The 19,300-nt window shown below is 34.5% G+C and carries 12 protein-coding genes; 5 read left to right on the top strand and 7 right to left on the bottom strand.

Annotation, left to right across the window (positions count from 1 at the left end):
- Entirely contained in the window at positions 1-1,683 is a 1,683-nt protein-coding gene (gene ilvD / locus AC13CQ_RS15040) for a dihydroxy-acid dehydratase (protein WP_008614770.1), read from the bottom strand.
- A 621-nt stretch (positions 1,684-2,304) separates the two neighbouring features.
- On the opposite strand from ilvD, the gene AC13CQ_RS15035 reads away from it, so the two are divergent.
- From AC13CQ_RS15035 to AC13CQ_RS15020, 4 genes are all read left to right on the top strand, one after another.
- Positions 2,305-3,684: an aldehyde dehydrogenase gene (locus tag AC13CQ_RS15035; protein WP_474507213.1), complete on the top strand. Its 1,380-nt coding sequence runs from the start codon at positions 2,305-2,307 to the stop codon at positions 3,682-3,684.
- Positions 3,685-3,854: 170 nt separating this feature from the next.
- Positions 3,855-5,225: a TolC family protein gene (locus tag AC13CQ_RS15030; protein WP_456867024.1), complete on the top strand. Its 1,371-nt coding sequence runs from the start codon at positions 3,855-3,857 to the stop codon at positions 5,223-5,225.
- Positions 5,226-5,234: 9 nt separating this feature from the next.
- Positions 5,235-6,437 carry an efflux RND transporter periplasmic adaptor subunit gene (locus AC13CQ_RS15025; RefSeq protein WP_474507212.1) on the top strand — a complete coding sequence of 401 codons (1,203 nt, stop codon included), beginning with the start codon at positions 5,235-5,237 and terminating at the stop codon, positions 6,435-6,437.
- Positions 6,437-9,568, top strand: a complete 3,132-nt coding sequence (locus tag AC13CQ_RS15020; protein ID WP_474507211.1) for an efflux RND transporter permease subunit — start codon at positions 6,437-6,439, stop codon at positions 9,566-9,568. The genes AC13CQ_RS15025 and AC13CQ_RS15020 overlap by 1 nt, the downstream gene beginning before the upstream one ends.
- 374 nt (positions 9,569-9,942) lie before the next feature.
- Here the strand turns inward: AC13CQ_RS15020 and AC13CQ_RS15015 are convergent, their stop codons facing one another.
- Entirely contained in the window at positions 9,943-10,788 is an 846-nt protein-coding gene (locus AC13CQ_RS15015) for a DUF2911 domain-containing protein (protein ID WP_474507210.1), read from the bottom strand.
- 253 nt (positions 10,789-11,041) lie between these two features.
- On the opposite strand from AC13CQ_RS15015, the gene AC13CQ_RS15010 reads away from it, so the two are divergent.
- On the top strand, positions 11,042-12,346 hold the full coding sequence (locus AC13CQ_RS15010; protein WP_474507209.1) for a cryptochrome/photolyase family protein: 1,305 nt from the start codon (positions 11,042-11,044) through the stop codon (positions 12,344-12,346).
- Positions 12,347-12,689: 343 nt separating this feature from the next.
- Here AC13CQ_RS15010 and rpsA read toward each other — a convergent pair whose 3' ends face one another.
- The 5 genes from rpsA to lon all read right to left on the bottom strand — a co-directional run bounded on the left by rpsA (position 12,690) and on the right by lon (position 19,300).
- Positions 12,690-14,468: a 30S ribosomal protein S1 gene (gene rpsA, locus AC13CQ_RS15005; protein ID WP_008614755.1), complete on the bottom strand. Its 1,779-nt coding sequence runs from the start codon at positions 14,466-14,468 to the stop codon at positions 12,690-12,692.
- A 326-nt stretch (positions 14,469-14,794) separates the two neighbouring features.
- Positions 14,795-15,229 carry an MFS transporter gene (locus AC13CQ_RS15000; RefSeq protein WP_474507512.1) on the bottom strand — a complete coding sequence of 145 codons (435 nt, stop codon included), beginning with the start codon at positions 15,227-15,229 and terminating at the stop codon, positions 14,795-14,797.
- Between the two features lie 48 nt (positions 15,230-15,277).
- Positions 15,278-15,967: an MFS transporter gene (locus AC13CQ_RS14995; RefSeq protein WP_474507511.1), complete on the bottom strand. Its 690-nt coding sequence runs from the start codon at positions 15,965-15,967 to the stop codon at positions 15,278-15,280.
- 36 nt (positions 15,968-16,003) lie between these two features.
- Entirely contained in the window at positions 16,004-16,693 is a 690-nt protein-coding gene (gene cmk, locus AC13CQ_RS14990) for a (d)CMP kinase (RefSeq protein WP_456867033.1), read from the bottom strand.
- Positions 16,694-16,849: 156 nt separating this feature from the next.
- Positions 16,850-19,300 carry an endopeptidase La gene (gene lon, locus AC13CQ_RS14985; protein ID WP_335588926.1) on the bottom strand — a complete coding sequence of 817 codons (2,451 nt, stop codon included), beginning with the start codon at positions 19,298-19,300 and terminating at the stop codon, positions 16,850-16,852.

The following is a 19,300-nucleotide window of genomic DNA, read 5'->3' as shown; positions in this document are numbered from 1 at the left end:
CTAAAATTCATCGGTAACGCACCCTTTTGAGGCAGAAGAAACCGTTTTAGCGTATTTATATAATGCTCCGTTTGTAGCTTTTAATGCTGGGGCTTTCCATTTTGATTTTCTTTCTGCTAATTCATCGTCAGAAATTTCTATGTTAATGGTATTGTTTACTGCATCTATTGCAATAATATCTCCATTTTCAACCAAGGCAATATTTCCTCCTACTTGAGCTTCTGGAGCTACATGTCCAACTACAAAACCGTGAGAACCTCCAGAGAAACGTCCGTCAGTAATTAAAGCTACCTCTTTTCCTAATCCAGCTCCCATAATAGAAGAAGTTGGTTTAAGCATTTCTGGCATTCCTGGTGCTCCTTTAGGACCTTCGTAACGAATAATCACTACATCGCCTTTTTTCACCTTCCCAGTTTTAATCCCCTCATTTACGGCAATTTCACTATCAAAAACATTTGCAGGTCCTGTGAATGACAACCCTTCTTTTCCAGTAATCTTTGCTACTGCGCCTTCTGTTGCTAGGTTTCCAAAAAGTATACGAATATGACCAGTATCTTTAATTGGCTTATCTAGGGTTCTTATAATATCTTGTCCTTCAATTAAATTAGGAACATCTTTTAAATTTTCAGCTAAAGTTTTACCAGTAACAGTTAAACAATCGCCATGCAACATATCATTCTCAAGCATGTATTTTAACACTCCAGGAATCCCTCCTATTGCATGTAAATCTTCCATTGAGTATTTACCGCTTGGTTTTAAATCGGCTAGTAAAGGAGTATTATCACTTATTCTTTTAAAATCTTCTAAAGTAAAATCTATTTTAGCTGATTTAGCTATTGCCAAAAAGTGAAGTACTGCATTGGTAGAACCTCCTAAAACTGTAACAAGTCTAAAAGCATTTTCTAAAGACTGTTTTGTAACAATGTCCGAAGGTTTTATATCATTTTCTAAAAGATAACGTAGCGCTTCCCCTGCCTTAACACATTCTTCTTCTTTTATATTTCCGTTACTAACTGCTGGATTGGAAGAATTAAATGGCAACGACATCCCCAAAGCTTCAATAGCAGAAGCCATTGTGTTTGCAGTATACATTCCTCCACAAGCACCTGCTCCAGGGCATGCTTTATGTACTACTTCTTTAAATTCAGATTCATCTATAGTTCCAGCTACTTTCTGTCCATAAGCTTCAAAAGCAGAAATAATATCTAACTTTTTACCATTATGACATCCTGAAGCTATTGTACCTCCATAAACCAATACAGAAGGTCTGTTTAAACGCAACATCGCCATTAAGGCTCCAGGCATATTTTTATCACACCCAACTACAGTTACTAATCCGTCATAACTCATTGCCTCTACTACAGTTTCCATAGAATCTGCAATAATATCTCTTGATGGTAATGAAAAACGCATTCCTGGTGTTCCATTAGAAATTCCATCACTAACTCCTATGGTGTTAAAAATGAGTCCGACTAAATTGGCATTTTCTGTTCCTTTCTTAACATGGGTTGCTAAATCGTTTAGATGCATGTTACAAGGATTCCCCTCATAACCTGTACTAGCAATACCTACAAAGGGTTTTTGTAAATCTTCATCAGTTAAGCCCAAAGCATGTAACATTGCTTGTGCAGCTGGTAGCGTTGGGTCTTGTGTTACTTGGTGACTAAATTTTTTTAAATTCACTTTATATGTTAAATTTTCGAGTATTATTTAATATTATTCAAAATTATACTATTGTTTTTCTAATTTTTCCCTTATTTCCTTTTTAACTTTAAATCCAATCTTCTTTATAAATAACTATTGTATTGAATACCAACTACTTAAATACATATTTTTAGGACATTCAACGCCTTTATTTTATGAATTTATACTTGTTTTTTCCTAAATTTTTAAAAGTTTATTATATCATTATCAGAAATAAAAAAAGCCTGTATCTAGCATTGATACAGGCTTTTTTTAATCATAGCAATTGTATCAACTCAAATGGAGTTCATAATAATACTAATGACTATAATAATGTTTTGTTTCATACTGTTTCTTTTTACATCTATATGCTTAGATTTTTTAAATGAAAAATATTTAATTTATTTCTCCCCAAAATCTTGAACATAAAACCACTTAGTGGTATAAAAAAAGCCTTCCAAAAAGGAAGGCTTGCTATATTTAATAATATACACTCCTTCCCTATCCCAGTGGAATAATCACTGCGACTTGAATAGAAATGATATTAATTATTTGCTTGTTCATCACTACAATATTAGATATAATTTCTAACTTGAAAAAACTTTTTTTACAATACTATAAATGAAAAATGACATTAAGAAGCTTATAGATGCTCAGAAATCGTTTTATAATGAAGGTTTTACAAAGGATGTGCCTACTCGGAAAAATATTCTCAAAAGACTAAAATCAGAGATTAAAAACCGAGAAAAAGACATTTGTGATGCCTTGTATGCTGATTTTAAAAAATCGGAATTTGAAACCTTATTAAGCGAAACTCAATATATTTTAGGGGAGTTAAACGATGCCATAAAAAAAATTCATTCTTGGACAGGAGAAAAAACAGTAAGCGCATCACTCATTAACTTTCCTTCTTCTGCTAAAATTATAAAAGAACCTTATGGAACTGTATTAATTATTGCTCCATGGAATTACCCTTTTCAATTAGCCATTTCTCCCTTAATTGGAACTATTGCCGCAGGGAATACTGCTATTATTAAACCTTCTGAATTAACTCCAAATACAGCTACTATTATTTCAGAAATCATAAAAGCTGTATTTCCAGAAAATTATGTAAGTGTAGTTCAAGGAGATAAAGATATTTCTACAGCTCTCCTACAAGAACGTTGGGATTACATATTTTTTACTGGGAGTCCGCAAGTAGGAAAAATAGTATATCAAGCGGCGGCAAAGCACCTAACTCCTGTAAGCTTGGAATTAGGAGGTAAAAACCCATGTATTATTGATGAAACTGCAAAATTAAAGCAAGCAGCAAAAAGAATTGTTTGGGGTAAGTTTCTTAATGGCGGACAAACATGTATTGCACCAGATTATATTTTAGTTGCCTCTAATGTTAAAGACAAATTAATTCAGCATTTAAAAAATGAAATAATAGCTGCTTATTCTGAAAATCCAAAAAATTCTTCTGATTATCCTAGAATAGTAAATAAAAATAATTTCGACAGACTTTCTAAATTAATTAATAATGAAGACATTGCTTTTGGAGGAGTTATTGATAAAACCGATTGCTATATTTCTCCAACCTTAATAAATGAACCAAGCTTAGAAAGCGATCTTATGAAAGAGGAAATTTTTGGCCCTTTACTTCCTATTATTAGTTATAATTCAGAAGAAGAAATCCAAAGTATCATCACCTCTTATGAAAAACCCCTTTCTTTATATGTTTTCTCCAATAGAAGGCAATTTTCTAATAAAATAATGAAACAATTCTCCTATGGTGGAGGCGTAATAAACGACACTATAGTCCATTTTTTAAATAAGCGCCTTCCTTTTGGAGGTGTTGGACATAGTGGCATTGGTGCATATCATGGCGATTTAACTTTTGATGTTTTCTCACATCATAAGTCGGTTGTAAGAAGAGGCACATGGCTTGATATTCCCTTAAGATACGCTCCTTATTCCAAAAAAATGAAATGGATAAAAATCTTAGAAAGGTTAAGGTAATTTCTCAACCACTCTTATTGTAAATACTGCTTCATAAATATCACAATTATGCTTTTTATTTTGAAAAGCATCTTATAAATAGTAAATTGTAGGTTGTTGATAATCAGAACTATTAAACTTTGGTAAATTATATCAGGTTTGAAGCATTCCACTACCGGTATCCACAAATAATGTGGATACCCTTAATTTTTTGTGCCTTTTTACTATTTACAAATTGTTCTCCCAAACTAGATCCTGTTGAGGCTCCTATAGACAATCCCGAAGCATTTACACAAACAGGATCTCAAGTAATTCCTGAAAAATGGTGGACTGTTTTTGAAGATGAAAAATTAAATATCCTTATTGATTCTGCACTTAATCAAAACCTAAATCTTGCCGCTACATGGGAACAGGTTATGGAAGCACAAGCAATTAGAAGAAGTGAAGCTTCCTTTCTTTGGCCTCAAGTTGAAGCTAATCTACAAACAGGAATTAGCAGACCACAGCCAGATTTTGCTGGTGGTGAAAATACTCAATTAGGACTTTCTGCTTCCTATGAGTTAGATTTATGGGGAAGGCTAAAATCAAGTAAACAAGCTGCGAATTTTCGCTTAGAAGCTTCATTTTTTGATTACCAAACTACCGCAATGACACTTTCAGCTGAAATTGCTACCACTTGGTTTCAATATTTAACTGCCTTAGAACAGCTAAAACTAGCCAACAAACAAATAGAAACTAATGAGGATATTATGAAGCTAATACGTGTGCGTTTTAGTGGAGGTACTATCCGTGGCGCAGATATTTTACGACAACAACAGCTTTTAGAAGCTACACAAAATCAAAAAATTGTTTATAAAACTAATGTTGAATTACTAGAGAATCAGCTTTCTGTATTATTAGGAAAACCTCCACAAAATAATCTCGAAATACAACCAAAAGGTCTCCCTGAACTCCCACAGATTCCCGAAACTGGCTTGCCATTGGACCTTGTTAGAAGAAGACCCGATGTTCAACAGGCTTACAATTTGGTGTTGGCGGCCGACAGAGATATGGCTTCTGCTATTGCAAGTAAATACCCTAGATTAACACTAACCACAGGAACACAATTACGCTCCAACGATTTTAATAATTTATTTGAAGAATGGGCGTATACACTGGGAGCAAATATTGTTGCTCCTTTAATTTATGGTGGAAGACTTAAAGCAGAAGTAGATAGAACAGAAGCTGTAAAAAACCAAATGCTATATCAATATGGGCAAACAGTTTTAATAGCCTTTCGAGAGGTTGAAGATGCATTGATACAAGAGCAAATGCAAAGAGAACAAATAGCAATATTGGAGAAGCGATTAAACTTGGCGCAAAAAACAAATCGGCAATTACGAATTGAATTTGTAAATGGCCTGAGTGAATATTTAGATGTTTTGTTAGCCTTAGACCAAGAACAACAATTGCGTAGAGATGTACTTTCTGCAAAGCAAGAATTAATAAATATCCGGATCTCTCTTTATCGTGCACTAGCCGGAGCATTTGAAACAGAACGGGAAAATGAATTAGAAGAATAACTAGAAACTATGAGCAACAAAAAGGTCATTTTTATATGTTTGGGTATTTTACTTACAGCTATTGTAATCACTTCCATCATTTTCTTTACCGAACCCACAGCAAAAAGTGAAGGTGCTGTAAAAGAATCAGCGATGTTAGTAAATGTGGTTACCGCTGAAAAAGGCAATTTTAAACCTACCATCGTAGCAACAGGCACTGTTCGCCCAGTAGAAGATGTTGTTATTAGTCCTCTTGTAAGCGGACAAGTAACACAAAGGGCAGCCCATTTCTCTCCTGGAGGTTTCCTAAAAAAAGGAGCTATTTTATTGCAAATTGATCCTTCCGATTATAAAAACATTTTAGAACTCCGAAAAAGTGAACTTCTACAGGCACAAACCAATTTAGAAATTGAAATGGGTCGCCAAGTAATTGCCGAGCAAGATTTGCAACTTATTGAAGGAGATACACTCTCAAAAAAACAACAAGACTTAGTTTTAAGAAAACCTCAATTAAATGCAGTAAAAGCAACTGTTATTTCTGCACAAGCTGCGGTAGATCAAGCACAATTAGACTTAGAACGTACCATGTTACGTGCTCCTTTTGATTCGCATATCATTAACCAGAATGTTACTGTAGGCTCTCAGGTTGCGCCTGGAGATAATCTTGGTCGTTTAGTAGGTACAGATTATTATTGGGTGGAAGTGACTGTCCCTTTAGGAAAATTAAAATGGCTCTCTTTCCCTAATTCAGAAGAGAAAAATGGCGCTAAAGTTAAAATTAGAAACGTTACTGCTTGGGCTGAAAACGAATATAGAATTGGGTACTTAGATAAACAAATTGGGGCTTTAGACAATCAAACTCGTTTGGCAAGAGTACTAGTACGTATTCCTGATCCTTTATCGCATAAAAAAACTTCAGAAGGTAATCATAAATTGATTATCGGTTCTTTTGTAGAAGTTCAGATTGAAGGAGAAACCGTTGAAAATGTTATTCGGATTGATCGAAATTACATCAGAAATAACAATACCGTTTGGACGATGGAAAATCAGAAATTAACCGTAAAAGAAGTTTCCATTGTTTTAACAGATGCCCACCATGCCTATGTTGAAAGTGGAATAGAAAACAACGCTAAAATAGTTACTACAAATTTAAGTACTGTAGCATCTGGAATTCCACTACGAACCGAAGCAGATTCTTCTAAAACCAATAATAACCAGCAAGAAGTAGAATAATGGCAGAAAAACAAGAACATCCCAAGGTTCGAAAAGAAGGAGCTATAGCTTATATGGCTCGTAATTCTATTGCCACCAATCTTTTAATGATTGTGCTTATTGGTGCTGGTATTTGGACTATGTATAACATCCAAAAGGAAGTATTTCCACAGTTTCAATTGGATTTTGTGGAAGTTAATGTGGCATACCCTGGTGCTGCTCCCGAAGAAGTAGAACAAGGAATATTACTCCCAGTAGAAGAAGCCATTCGCGGGATTCAGGGAATTAAAGAAATAACTTCTACTGCAGAAGAAGGTGCTGGAAATGTTTTAATAGAACTGGTTGCCGGTAGTAATAGAATGAAGGCCTTTCAAGATATAGACCAAGCAGTAAATCGTATTCGTACATTTCCAGATGATATTGAAGAACCCGAAGTGGCACTCCAAGATCAACAACGAGATGTGATGCAAATAGCCTTATATGGAGAAATTGATTTTTGGAATTTAAGAAAACTGGCAGAGCGACTCCGAAATCGGTTTCTCAGCAATCCAAACATCACTCAGGTAGAATTAGGCTATGTACCTGAATATGAAACTCGTATTGAAATATCACGACATAATCTCCAGCAATATCAATTAACTTTAGGGCAGGTAGCAAATATTATTGCCAATAGCAGTGAGGATGTTCCTGCTGGAGCTGTAGAAACACAAGCGGGAGAAATTCTTCTGCGAATGCAAGAACGTAAGCAATGGGCTAGGGAATTTGGAGAAATTACAATTATATCATCTCAATCTGGAGCACAACTCAAATTGGCTGATATTGCTACCATTACAGACGGTTTTGAGGAAACTGGGTTTCATGGTCAGTTTAATCAAACTGCATCTATCGACCTTGAAATTTTTCGTGTGGGCGATCAATCGCCTTTGGATATAGAAAAAACAGTACTGCAAATTCTCAACGATTTTCAATTACCTCCAGGGGTGAAATATCGTATCGATTCTAATCGGGCAGAAGACTATAGAGAGCGACTTTCATTACTTACAGAAAATGGAATCATGGCTATTTTTATTGTTTTGATTATCCTTGGTCTCTTTTTGGAATACCGACTCGCCTTTTGGGTGATGATAGGAATGACGGTTTCTTTTATTGGAGGAATGATTTTTTTACCCCTCATTGGTGTTAGTATCAATATGATTTCCATGTTTGGATTTTTAGTGGTAATGGGCATTGTTGTAGATGATGCCATTGTAGTTGGTGAAAATGTATACGAATATAGGCAACAAGGTCTTAGCCCTATTAAAGCAGCAATTGAAGGTACTAAAGATGTTTCTAGACCAGTAGTTTTTAGTATTATAACAACCATCATAGCCTTTGTTCCTTTACTATTTATGCCTGGGGAAACAGGGAAGTTTTGGAAGCCACTACCAGCTGTGGTTATTGTAATTCTAGCAGTTTCATTGCTAGAAGCTTTATTTATACTCCCCTCCCATTTAGCACACCTTAAAAAGAAAAAGAAAAAAGGATGGATTTTAAAACTAGAAAATTGGCAAGGAAAATTTGCCCATGGCTTTAATAAAATAATAGACACCTATTACCGCCCGTTTCTAGACAAATGTTTAAAATTTAGATACGTTACTTTAAGTATCGCAATTGCAATTCTTATTATAGTTGGAGGTTATGGGTATAGTGACCATATGGGAATGATTATGATGCCAGAAGTTGCTGCTGATGAAATCGAAGCTGGGGTAAGATTACCTGTGGGTACTACTCCCGATCAAGCTGAAGCTGTTGCCAAAGAAATTACATCAGCTACACAACATATGTTTGACGAACATAATTTATATGAAGTTGCCGAAGGTATAAAAACCAATGTTCGGGGACAGAACTTTATAGATGTTGAAATTGTAATGCTTCCTCCGGATCAACGTGATATGACAGCTGGCGAGGTAATTGAATTGTGGAGAGATAATATTGGAGATATTACTGGCGTAGACCAAATAACTTTTGAAGCAGAGCGCGGCCCTGGAGGGGCGCAGCAATCAATTAGCGTTGATTTAAGTCACGTAGAAATAGAAGTTTTAGAACGAGCAAGTCAAGATTTTGTAGAAAAAATGAGAGCCTTTGAAAATACCCGCGATGTGAACGACAATTACAACAAAGGTAAATTACAATATGATTTTAAACTTTTGCCAGCAGGTAGAAACTTAGGCTTAACCTCTTCTGAAGTAGGACGACAAGTTCGAAATGCTTTCTTCGGGGCTTTGTCAATGCGACAATTACGGACTATTAATGAAGTAGAAATACGGGTTAAATTACCACTCCATGAACGTAAAGATATTCAACACCTAGAAAATCTCCTTATAAGAACCCAAGATAGCATTGAAGTTCCATTATTGGATATAGTCGAGGTTACACAAAAAGAAGCCTTTACTAGTATTAATAGAAGAGATGGGAAACGTGTGGTTACGGTTGGTATGGATACAGAACCAGCAAATACAGTAGGTAGGGTTATGGAACGAATTAACCAAGAAGTATTACCGCAATTACGTGCCGACTACCCTGGGTTAACATGGTCCTTTGAAGGGAGTCAAGCCGACATGCGAGAATCTACAGAGACCTTATGGAGCGGGTTTCTAATTGCCATGATGCTAATTTATGCACTTTTGGCAGTAGCTTTTAGTAGTTATATCCAACCTTTAGTAGTAATGATGGCCATTCCTTTTGGGACTGTTGGAGCCGTTATCGGACATATTTTGTTAGGATACGACCTTTCTTTAGTCAGTTTAATGGGAGTTATTGCACTTTCTGGAGTGGTAGTAAACGATTCTCTCATTATGATTGATTATGCCAACAATCAACGTAAAAATGGAAATTCTATCTATGAATCGATTCACGAAGCTGGACTTCGTAGGTTTAGACCCATCATGTTAACCACCTTAACTACTTTTGGAGGTCTAACGCCTATCATCCTAGAAAGTTCCAGTCAGGCTTTTTACTTAATTCCTATGGCTATTTCTTTAGGCTTCGGAATTATTTTTGCAACTTCCATTATTCTAGTTATTGTTCCTTGTTTATATCTTATTCTTGAAGATGGTAGATTGATGTTTCTAAAAAGAAAAACAGTTCAACGTGATGAATCCGTTTTAGAATGATAAACTATAAAAATGCTTTTAAATATATTTTTAGAAAAAATTCATTAATGTCCGAGTAAAAATACAAGACCACTTCGCTGCAAGAGAAAAGAACAAAGACTAAATCTTAACTATTACAACATGAGTAGCTTAAAGAAACAACATTACTAAGCTCCTCTTTTTATTCATTTTTATTAATAGCAAGGGGTCTTCTATTTTGAAAACCCCATTTAAACCTTGATATAAGAGGAGTTCAACAAATTCCATAAACTTTTATCGGACAATAATAGAAAAAAAATCAAAAAAAAGAGGCTGAATTCTAAGTTAAAAAACAAGAAAATTCAGCCTCTGCTATTCTATCAGTATAAAGAGTGATACCACTCAAACAAGTGTAATTACTTAGCTCCCCACTCTGCTAATGAGTCTTGGTTTAATTTAACATAGTCTTTATTTCCTGCTTTTTCAGCAGCAGCCAACGACTGTTTTGCAGTTTCTATAGCCCCGTTTGTATCTCCATTTTTTGCTTGGATAAGAGATTTTTGTCGCAACATCCAAAAAGGAGGTTCATTTTGCATAGAAATTGATTTATCAATCCACTCTTGCGCCTGATCTAAATCCTTCCCTTCTTGTAAATAATAAACAGCCGCCGCATAATAATCGCCTGCCTGAGGTCCAGCCATTACCTTTTCTATGCTAGCCATAGCTTTGTCTACCGTTGGAACTTCAAATGGCACTTCAACATAAGTACTCTCCCAAACAATCCCGAAAGAAGCGCCATTGTTTGATAAATTATCTACATCAATAGTAAATGTTTCCACTTTAAAAGGCAATTCGTAAGTTTTTGCAGTAACAGAAGCTACTACCTTACTAGCATCCCATTTTTCTGGATTCCCCCAATTATTGGTATCACTATAAAAATAAACTTCCCAAGAATCTTTATTCGGCTTAGAGTACAAAGCATAACTTCCTTTTTTTACTTCCTTCCCTCCTATCATAACATCATCACTAAAAGTAACAATTGTATTTTGATTGGCGCCTGTTCTCCATAATTCTCCATAAGGAACAAGATCTCCAAAAATAGTTCTTCCACGCATAGATGGACGTGAATACGCTACAGTAACATCTGTTAAACCTACCTTTTGTTCCAATTTAGAAGTTGGACTCGGCTGCGGAGCTGTTACCTGAGCTTCCAATGCATATGACCCTATAAAAGCACATATTACAAGTATTATTTTTTTCATTTTAAATTATTTTTTAATTAGTTAGAACTCCTACGAATTTACATATTTAACAAATCTCATATGTTAACAATATCTTAAAAGAAAAGTTTAAATGCCATTTTTGTTTAAGTTTATTTATTTTTTGATAAACAAAATTAATACTTTTACTCAGTATTAAAAATATAAATACTCCCGACACTTAAACTTTATTTTTCAAGCTTTAACCTATACTTTGTGAGCTAAATCTAATATAGTTTACTTTTAATTTTTTAAAATGAAGAAATGTATTTCCATCTTCTGGTTTAGAAGAGATTTAAGACTAAATGATAATATAGGATTTTTAGAAGCATTAAAAAGTGGAAATCCAGTAATGCCTATCTTTATTTTTGATTCAAATATTTTACAAGAACTTCCTAAAAATGATGCTAGAGTAACATTTATACATGGAAGGCTTCAGGAAATGCGCATGGAACTTCAAGAAAAGTATGATAGCTCTATTGCTCTATATTTTGACACTCCCATTAATGTTTTTAAGTCATTAGTAAAGGAATACGATATACAAGCAATCTACACCAATCGGGATTACGAGCCCTATGCTAAAGAGAGAGATCAGGAGGTTTCTACATATGTATTGTCTAAAAAAATAGAATTCAAAACATTTAAAGACCAAGTTGTTTTTGAAAAAGATGAGGTAGTAAAAGACGATGGAGATCCTTATGTTGTATACACTCCTTATATGAAAAAATGGAAAGAGAATTTTAGCAAAAAAAATGTTACTTCTGTATCTTTAAGTGAATATTTTGATAAGCTAGTAAAGAACACAAGACTTCCACAATTAAACTTAACAGATATTGGTTTTAATAAATCTAGTATTGAAGTAAAGAACTATGATATTACACCTTCTATTTTAGATAATTATAAAAATTTAAGAGATTTTCCAGCACAAAAAGGGACTTCCAATATAAGTGTACATCTAAGATTCGGAACAATTAGCATTCGGCAAGCCATGCAAAAAGCATTGGAGGCTAAAGAGCATACTTTTTGGAATGAACTTATTTGGAGGGAGTTTTTTATGCAAATACTTTGGCATTACCCCGAAACAACACATAATGCTTTTCGTAAGAAATACGATAAAATAAACTGGAGAAATAACGAAACTGAGTTTCAAAAATGGTGCAAAGGAGAAACTGGCTATCCATTGGTAGATGCTGGAATGCGACAATTAAATAAAACGGGGTATATGCACAATCGAGTGCGAATGGTTGTTGCCAGCTTTTTATGCAAGCACCTTCTTATAGATTGGCGTTGGGGCGAAGCTTATTTTGCCGAAAAACTATTAGATTATGAGCTCTCTAGCAATGTTGGTAATTGGCAATGGGCAGCAGGAAGTGGCGTTGACGCCGCTCCTTATTTTAGAATTTTTAACCCTACTACACAGATTAAAAAATTTGATAAAGATTTAAAATATATAAATATATGGGTAGAAGATTTAAATGAACTTACCTATCCAGACCCAATTGTAGACCATAAAGAAGCTAGAGAACGGTGTTTAAAAGCTTATAAAGAAGCACTTAGTTAAGTCATTTCGACTGAAAGGAGAAATCGCATCAACAGAATTACAGAAATTTGATTGTTCTAGATTCTGTCGTATTCTTATAAAAAGTTCTATAAAGAAAACTTTCTTGTTAATGTTTAGAGCGCTCAATCCAAGCTGTTTTTGATAATGAGATGTCTCCCGCTGGTCGACATGACTGTGAGGTGAAAGGAGAAATCACATCCTGTTATTTAACTCATTAATATTTTCGGTGATGAGATGTCTCCCGTTGGCCGGCATGACTAAATTATATAAAAAAACAGAAAGTAAAAACACAAAAAAACCCTCCGAGTTGGAGGGTTTTACTTTTAAATGAATTGAAAAATTATTATTTCCCTTCCATTTTATCTTTCAACGCTTGAAGCTCAGCATTAGCATCACCAAGGGTTGTTTTTTCCGCTTGGTTGCTACGTTTTGCAGCAGCCTTAACGTTTTTCTCTTCTTCTGCTTTGAAGATAGCTGTATGAGAAGCTACTACTCTTTTGAATTCTTTATTGAACTCAATGATTTTGAAATCGGCAGTATCTCCTTTTTTCAACTTCTTACCATCTTCTTTCTCTAAATGACGAGAAGGTACAAATGCAACGATATCTTCGTTGAATTCGATAGTAGCACCTTTGTCTACAATCTCAGAAATTTCTGCATTGTGGATAGTTCCTTCAGCAAATTCTGCTTCGTATTTATCCCAAGGGTTATCTGTAGTTTGTTTGTGACCAAGGCTTAATTTACGTCCTTCAACATCTAATTCAAGAACTTCAACTTCTAATTTGTCTCCAACGTTTACAAATTCAGATGGGTGTTTAATTTTCTTAGTCCAAGAAAGGTCAGAGATATAAATTAACCCGTCAATTCCTTCTTCTAATTCAACAAATACACCAAAGTTTGTAAAGTTACGTACAATTCCTGTGTGCTTAGAACCTACAGGATATTTAGTAGTAATATCAGTCCATGGGTCTGGAGTTAATTGCTTAATTCCAAGAGACATTTTACGATCTTCACGATCTAAAGTAAGAACCACTGCTTCTACTTCATCTCCAACATTAACGAAATCTTGAGCCGAACGTAAGTGTGTAGACCAAGACATTTCAGAAACGTGGATAAGTCCTTCAACACCATCAGCTACTTCAATAAATGCACCGTAATCTGCAATAACAACTACTTTACCTTTAACTTTATCACCAACTTTTACTTCATCACCTAAAGCTTCCCATGGGTGTTTCTGTAATTGTTTAAGACCTAATTGAATTCTAGATTTGTTATCATCAAAGTCTAAAATTACAACATTTAATTTCTGATCCAATTCAACAACCTCATTAGGGTGATTGATACGAGACCAAGAAAGATCTGTAATATGGATAAGACCATCTACGCCACCAAGGTCGATGAATACCCCGTAAGAAGTAATGTTCTTAACGGTCCCTTCAAGAACTTGACCTTTTTCAAGCTGCCCGATGATTTCTTTTTTCTGTTCTTCGATATCTGCCTCGATAAGTGCTTTGTGAGATACAACAACGTTTTTGAACTCATGGTTAATTTTAACCACTTTGAATTCCATTGTTTTTCCAACGTAAGCATCGTAATCACGAATAGGCTTCACATCTATTTGAGATCCTGGTAAGAACGCTTCGATACCGAATACGTCTACAATCATACCACCTTTAGTTCTGCATTTAACAAAACCGTTAACAATCTCTGCTTTGTCATGTGCAGCATTAACTCTATCCCAAGCCTTGATAGTTCTGGCTTTACGGTGAGATAATACTAACTGACCAGTTTTATCTTCGCGAACGTCGATTAAAACTTCTACTTTGTCTCCAACTTTTAAGTTTGGATTGTAACGAAACTCATTTAAAGAGATTACCCCTTCAGACTTAGCGTTGATATCAATAATCGCTTCTCTGTCTGTTAAGTGAACTACAGTTCCTTCTACAACCTCTTCATCAGCTGTATCTACGAAGTTCTCTTCAACTAAATTTTCGAATTCTTTTAATTTAGCATCTTCAACTTGGTCAATACCTTCTTGGTAGTTGTGCCAGTTAAAATTTTGTAAAAACTCTTCCTGAGAAATAGTTTCTTTTTGTGCTGTGTTTTCTTTTGCTTCAGCCATGTTGCTGATAATAATTTGTATTCTGCTTTAAATCAAGAGGTTAACAACATTCAATAACAGAAGGTGTTTATATAAATAATTGATTTTCAATCCCTTTTCCCTCTTGGGGTTGCTAAAAAGGAGTGCAAATTTACAACTTAATTTTTGATTTTCAAATAATTACAAAGATAAATGTTTAAAGATTATGATTAATGTACAAGTGAAACATAAAACAGCTTCGCTAGATGAGCAAAGAACAAAGAATAATAAAATTATCTAGTCTTATTTTGTGTATTAAACTACTACAGATTAATAACGAAGAAAACTAAGGAGTAGTTAAGTTTTGATTATTGGGTAATTGGTTTTTTGTATAGTAAATGGAAAATTAAAATTAATAAGGTATATAGTATTCCTAAAGCTGCTACTCCCTTCCAATGAAACATTTCCCATAACTGAGCGCCTGTAATAGTACCAAGTGCTCCCCCAATAAAATAGATAACCATATATATTGTATTGATACGATTTCCTGCTTCTGATTTGCCAGAGAGAATAATACTTTGATTAGTAATATGCAAAGATTGGAGTCCCATGTCGAGTAAAATAACTCCGATAATCAGACCTATAATTGAAGCTGTAGAGAAGTAAAACACTAACCACGCAGCTATCATAATCAAAATTGCGATTAGAATTACTTTATTCTTATTGATACGGTCGCTTAATTTCCCCATTACATTTGCTGCCAATGCACCACAAATCCCCAATACTCCAAAGGTACCAGCTATACCACTACCATAATTAAAAACATCTTCTAGTAAAAAAACAAGAGTGGTCTAAAAAGCACTAAATCCTGCAAAACCCAATGCTCCTCGGAAAGATGCTAATCGCAGATTACTATCAGACTTAAAATAAAACCATAAAGATGTCATTAATTCCTTATACGTTCCTTTAAATTCTGAAGTAATTGCAGGAAGCTTATAATAAATTAATCCCCAATACAAAGCTACCGCCAAAGCTGCTATATAATACATAGAACGCCATCCAAAATATTCTCCTACAAACCCACTCATAAAACGGCTTCCAAGTATTCCAATTAACAATCCGCTCATGACAACGCCAATAGCCTTTCCTCTTTGGTTAGGATTTGCTAATTGAGCAGCCATTGGAACAAAAAATTGAGGAATTACTGAAGTAAATCCTATCAGGAAACTTGCTATTATTAAAACAACAAGAGAAGGCGCTATAGCGGCAATTAATAATGAAAGTATAATTAATATGAAGTCTATTAATATCAGTTTCTTTGTATTGAATTTATCGCCTAACGGAATTAAAAATAACAAACCAAAAGCATAGCCTACCTGTGTAAATAAAGGAATATTACTTACTTCTGATTCTGAAACTTGAAAACTACGTGCCATTAATCCAAGTAAAGGCTGGTTATAATAATTATTAGCTACTATTAGTCCAGCCCCAAATGCCATTAAATACAAAAGTGATTTTGGCAATCCCTTATTCTCACTCATCCATTTCTTACAATTTATATCAAAAAACTATAATAATTATTGTTTCTCAATAATTCTAAGTGCAAAATTATAAATCCGTTCAAATTGTTCTTTTAAGCCCATATCGCTATTATCAAACTCAATAGCTGTTTCTGCTTGAATTAAAGGAGAATCTTCACGATTTGAGTCTAAATGGTCTCTTTCTTGTACGTTTTTTAAAACCGCATCAAAAGTTACTTCTTCGCCTCTATCCACTAATTCTTTATAACGTCTGTGAGCTCTTGTTTTAGCAGAGGCAGTCATAAATAATTTTAATTCAGCATCTGGAAAAACTACCGTTCCAATATCTCTTCCGTCCATAACAACTCCCTTCTCTGCCCCCATCTTTTTTTGTTGCTCTACCAACTTTTTTCTAACTTCAGAAATGGCAGCTACCGTACTCACTACATTTGACACTCTTAAGGTTCGAATTTCTTTTTCTACATTCTCGCCATTTAAGTACATATCTGCATTCCCAGTTTCTTCATTAAGCTTAAAATTCAAAGTTATTTCTGGCAATTTCTCCACTAAGTTTTTAACTTCTCCAGCTTCATTTATCAAACCATTGTTAAGCGTAAATAAAGCCACCGCACGATACATGGCTCCAGTATCTACATATACATAATTTAGCTTTTTTGCTAATTGTTTGGCAATCGTACTTTTTCCTGTGGATGAAAACCCGTCTATGGCAATGGTTATCTTTTTCATTAAAAACTTTTAAAATTTATTAAAACAGAGCTTTTACTTTGTCAAAATCGGAAAATCAATTCCTCATTTACTTCGGGTAATATTCCTTTTAATTTAATTTCATGCTCCTCAACATGCTCTGGGTAAAAATCTTGACAACTGAATACTGCCTACTAACTAAAGCTCTTTTGCGTTTTTAACAGCTTCATCTGTAATTGCAAGGCCTATTACTTCGCTCATTTCATTTACATAATGGAAAGTAAGTCCTTTTAAATATTCTTCTTTAATTTCAAGAATATCACGCTTGTTTTCATTACACAAAATCAATTCTTTAATACGAGCTCTTTTTGCAGCCAGTATTTTTTCTTTAATCCCACCTACAGGCAATACTTTACCTCTAAGGGTTATCTCCCCAGTCATAGCTATACTTTTCTTAACTTTTCTCTGAGTAAATAGAGAAACTAAAGAGGTCAACATAGTAATTCCTGCACTCGGACCATCTTTTGGTGTTGCGCCCTCTGGAACGTGAATATGCACATTATATTTTTCAAACACCTCCGGATTAATTCCTAAACTTTCGGCATTAGATTTAATATATTCCATCGCAATGGTAGCCGACTCTTTCATTACTTTTCCTAAATTCCCAGTAATAGAAAGCGTTCCCTTACCTTTTGAAAGTATAGATTCTATAAATAAAATATCTCCACCAACACTTGTCCATGCTAAACCAGTTACTACTCCCGCAACTTCGTTGTTTTCGTATTTATCGCGTTCTAAACGTGCTGCTCCCAATACTTTTTCAACATCTTGTGTAGTTACTTTTACATCATACTCCTCTTCCATTGCTATAGATTTGGCAGCATATCTAACCATTTTAGCAATTTGCTTATCCAAACCACGTACCCCAGATTCTCTTGTATATCCTTCTACAATTTTCTCAAGTTCTTTTTTTCCTACTTTTAAATCTGCTGGTTTTAATCCGTGCTCTTTTAATTGCTTTGGAAGTAAATGGCGTTTTCCTATCTCTACTTTTTCTTCAATTGTATACCCCGTAACATTAATAATTTCCATACGGTCTCTTAATGCTGGCTGGATTGGACCTAAATTATTTGCTGTTGCAATAAACATAACCTTAGAAAGGTCGTAGCCCATTTCCAAGAAATTGTCGTAAAATTCTTTATTTTGCTCAGGATCTAAAACTTCTAACATAGCCGAAGAAGGGTCTCCATTATGACTAGAAGAGAGTTTATCTATTTCATCTAAAATAAAAACAGGATTAGAAGTTCCTGCTTTTTTAAGCGACTGTATAATCCTTCCTGGCATTGCTCCTATATAGGTTTTTCTATGTCCACGGATTTCTGCTTCGTCTCGTAATCCTCCTAAAGAAATACGCACATATTCTCTTCCTAACGCCTCTGCAACAGATTTCCCCAAAGATGTTTTACCAACTCCTGGAGGTCCGTATAAACATAAAATTGGCGATTTCATGTCGTTTCTCAACTTCAATACTGCCAAATATTCTATAATACGCTTTTTAACATCTTCAAGTCCGTAATGGTCTCTATCCAATATTTTCTGAGCACGCTTTAAATCAAATTTATCTTTAGAAAACTTATTCCATGGCAAGTCCAAAAACAAATCTAAATAATTACGCTGAATGGAATATTCTGCTACTTGCGGATTCATGCGCTGTAGCTTAGCCAATTCTTTTTCAAAATGTTCTTTTACCTTGGCATCCCATTTTTTCTTATTTCCTTTTATACGCATTTGCTCAATCTCTTCTTCAGACGAAACTCCTCCCAATTCTTCTTGGATGGTTTTCATTTGCTGATGAAGGAAATATTCCCGCTGTTGCTGATTAAGGTCGGATTGCACTTTAGACTGAATATCGTTTCTCAAATTTAACTTCTGAAATTCAACATTCATAAACTTCAAAGTAGCTAAAGCACGCTCCTGAAGATTTTTTGTTTCTAGTAACTTTTGTTTATCCTTTACTTCCAAATTCATATTAGAAGAAATAAAGTTGATTAAAAACGAGTTACTTTCTATATTTTTAATAGCAAAAGAAGCCTCCGAAGGAATATTTGGACTCTCTTTTATAATCTGTAAAGCCAAGTCTTTTATAGAGTCTATAATAGTTGTAAACTCTTCGTCTTCATTAGCAGGTTTTTCTTCTGGTAAATCTTTAATTTTCGCATTAAAATAGGGCTCTGTAGTTGTAATTTCCTCTATTTCAAAACGCTTTTTCCCTTGTATAATTACGGTTGTATTTCCATCGGGCATTTTTAAAACACGAAGAATTCTTGCTACAGTTCCTGTAGTATTTAAATCGGCTATTTCTGGATCTTCAACGGTTTCATCTTTTTGAGATACTACCCCAATTACTTTACTTCCGTTAGAAGCATCTTTTATTAATTTAATCGATTTATCTCTTCCTGCGGTAATCGGAATTACAACACCTGGGAAAAGTACCGTGTTTCTAAGAGGTAAAATTGGGAGTGTCTCAGGCAAAACCTCATTGTTGATTTCCTCTTCATCTTCCGGAGTCATTAACGGAATTAATTCAGCATCATCATCAATATTTTGCAGTGACAAACTGTCCATATTTAAAAATTTGTTATTACTCAT

This window comes from Galbibacter sp. L-19, from assembly GCF_056857615.1.
The sequence above is the reverse complement of the archived record's forward strand: the minus strand, read 5'-3'. Positions and strand labels throughout refer to the sequence as shown.

Coding starts and splice junctions, on each gene's coding strand:
- AC13CQ_RS15015 (WP_474507210.1), bottom strand. CDS start 10,788: ATGAAAAAAATAATACTTGTAATATGTGCTTTTATAGGGTCATATGCA.
- AC13CQ_RS14995 (WP_474507511.1), bottom strand. CDS start 15,967: ATGAGTGAGAATAAGGGATTGCCAAAATCACTTTTGTATTTAATGGCA.
- AC13CQ_RS15035 (WP_474507213.1), top strand. CDS start 2,305: ATGAAAAATGACATTAAGAAGCTTATAGATGCTCAGAAATCGTTTTAT.
- AC13CQ_RS15020 (WP_474507211.1), top strand. CDS start 6,437: ATGGCAGAAAAACAAGAACATCCCAAGGTTCGAAAAGAAGGAGCTATA.
- AC13CQ_RS15030 (WP_456867024.1), top strand. CDS start 3,855: ATGTGGATACCCTTAATTTTTTGTGCCTTTTTACTATTTACAAATTGT.
- cmk (WP_456867033.1), bottom strand. CDS start 16,693: ATGAAAAAGATAACCATTGCCATAGACGGGTTTTCATCCACAGGAAAA.
- rpsA (WP_008614755.1), bottom strand. CDS start 14,468: ATGGCTGAAGCAAAAGAAAACACAGCACAAAAAGAAACTATTTCTCAG.
- AC13CQ_RS15010 (WP_474507209.1), top strand. CDS start 11,042: ATGAAGAAATGTATTTCCATCTTCTGGTTTAGAAGAGATTTAAGACTA.
- AC13CQ_RS15025 (WP_474507212.1), top strand. CDS start 5,235: ATGAGCAACAAAAAGGTCATTTTTATATGTTTGGGTATTTTACTTACA.
- lon (WP_335588926.1), bottom strand. CDS start 19,300: ATGAGTAATAACAAATTTTTAAATATGGACAGTTTGTCACTGCAAAAT.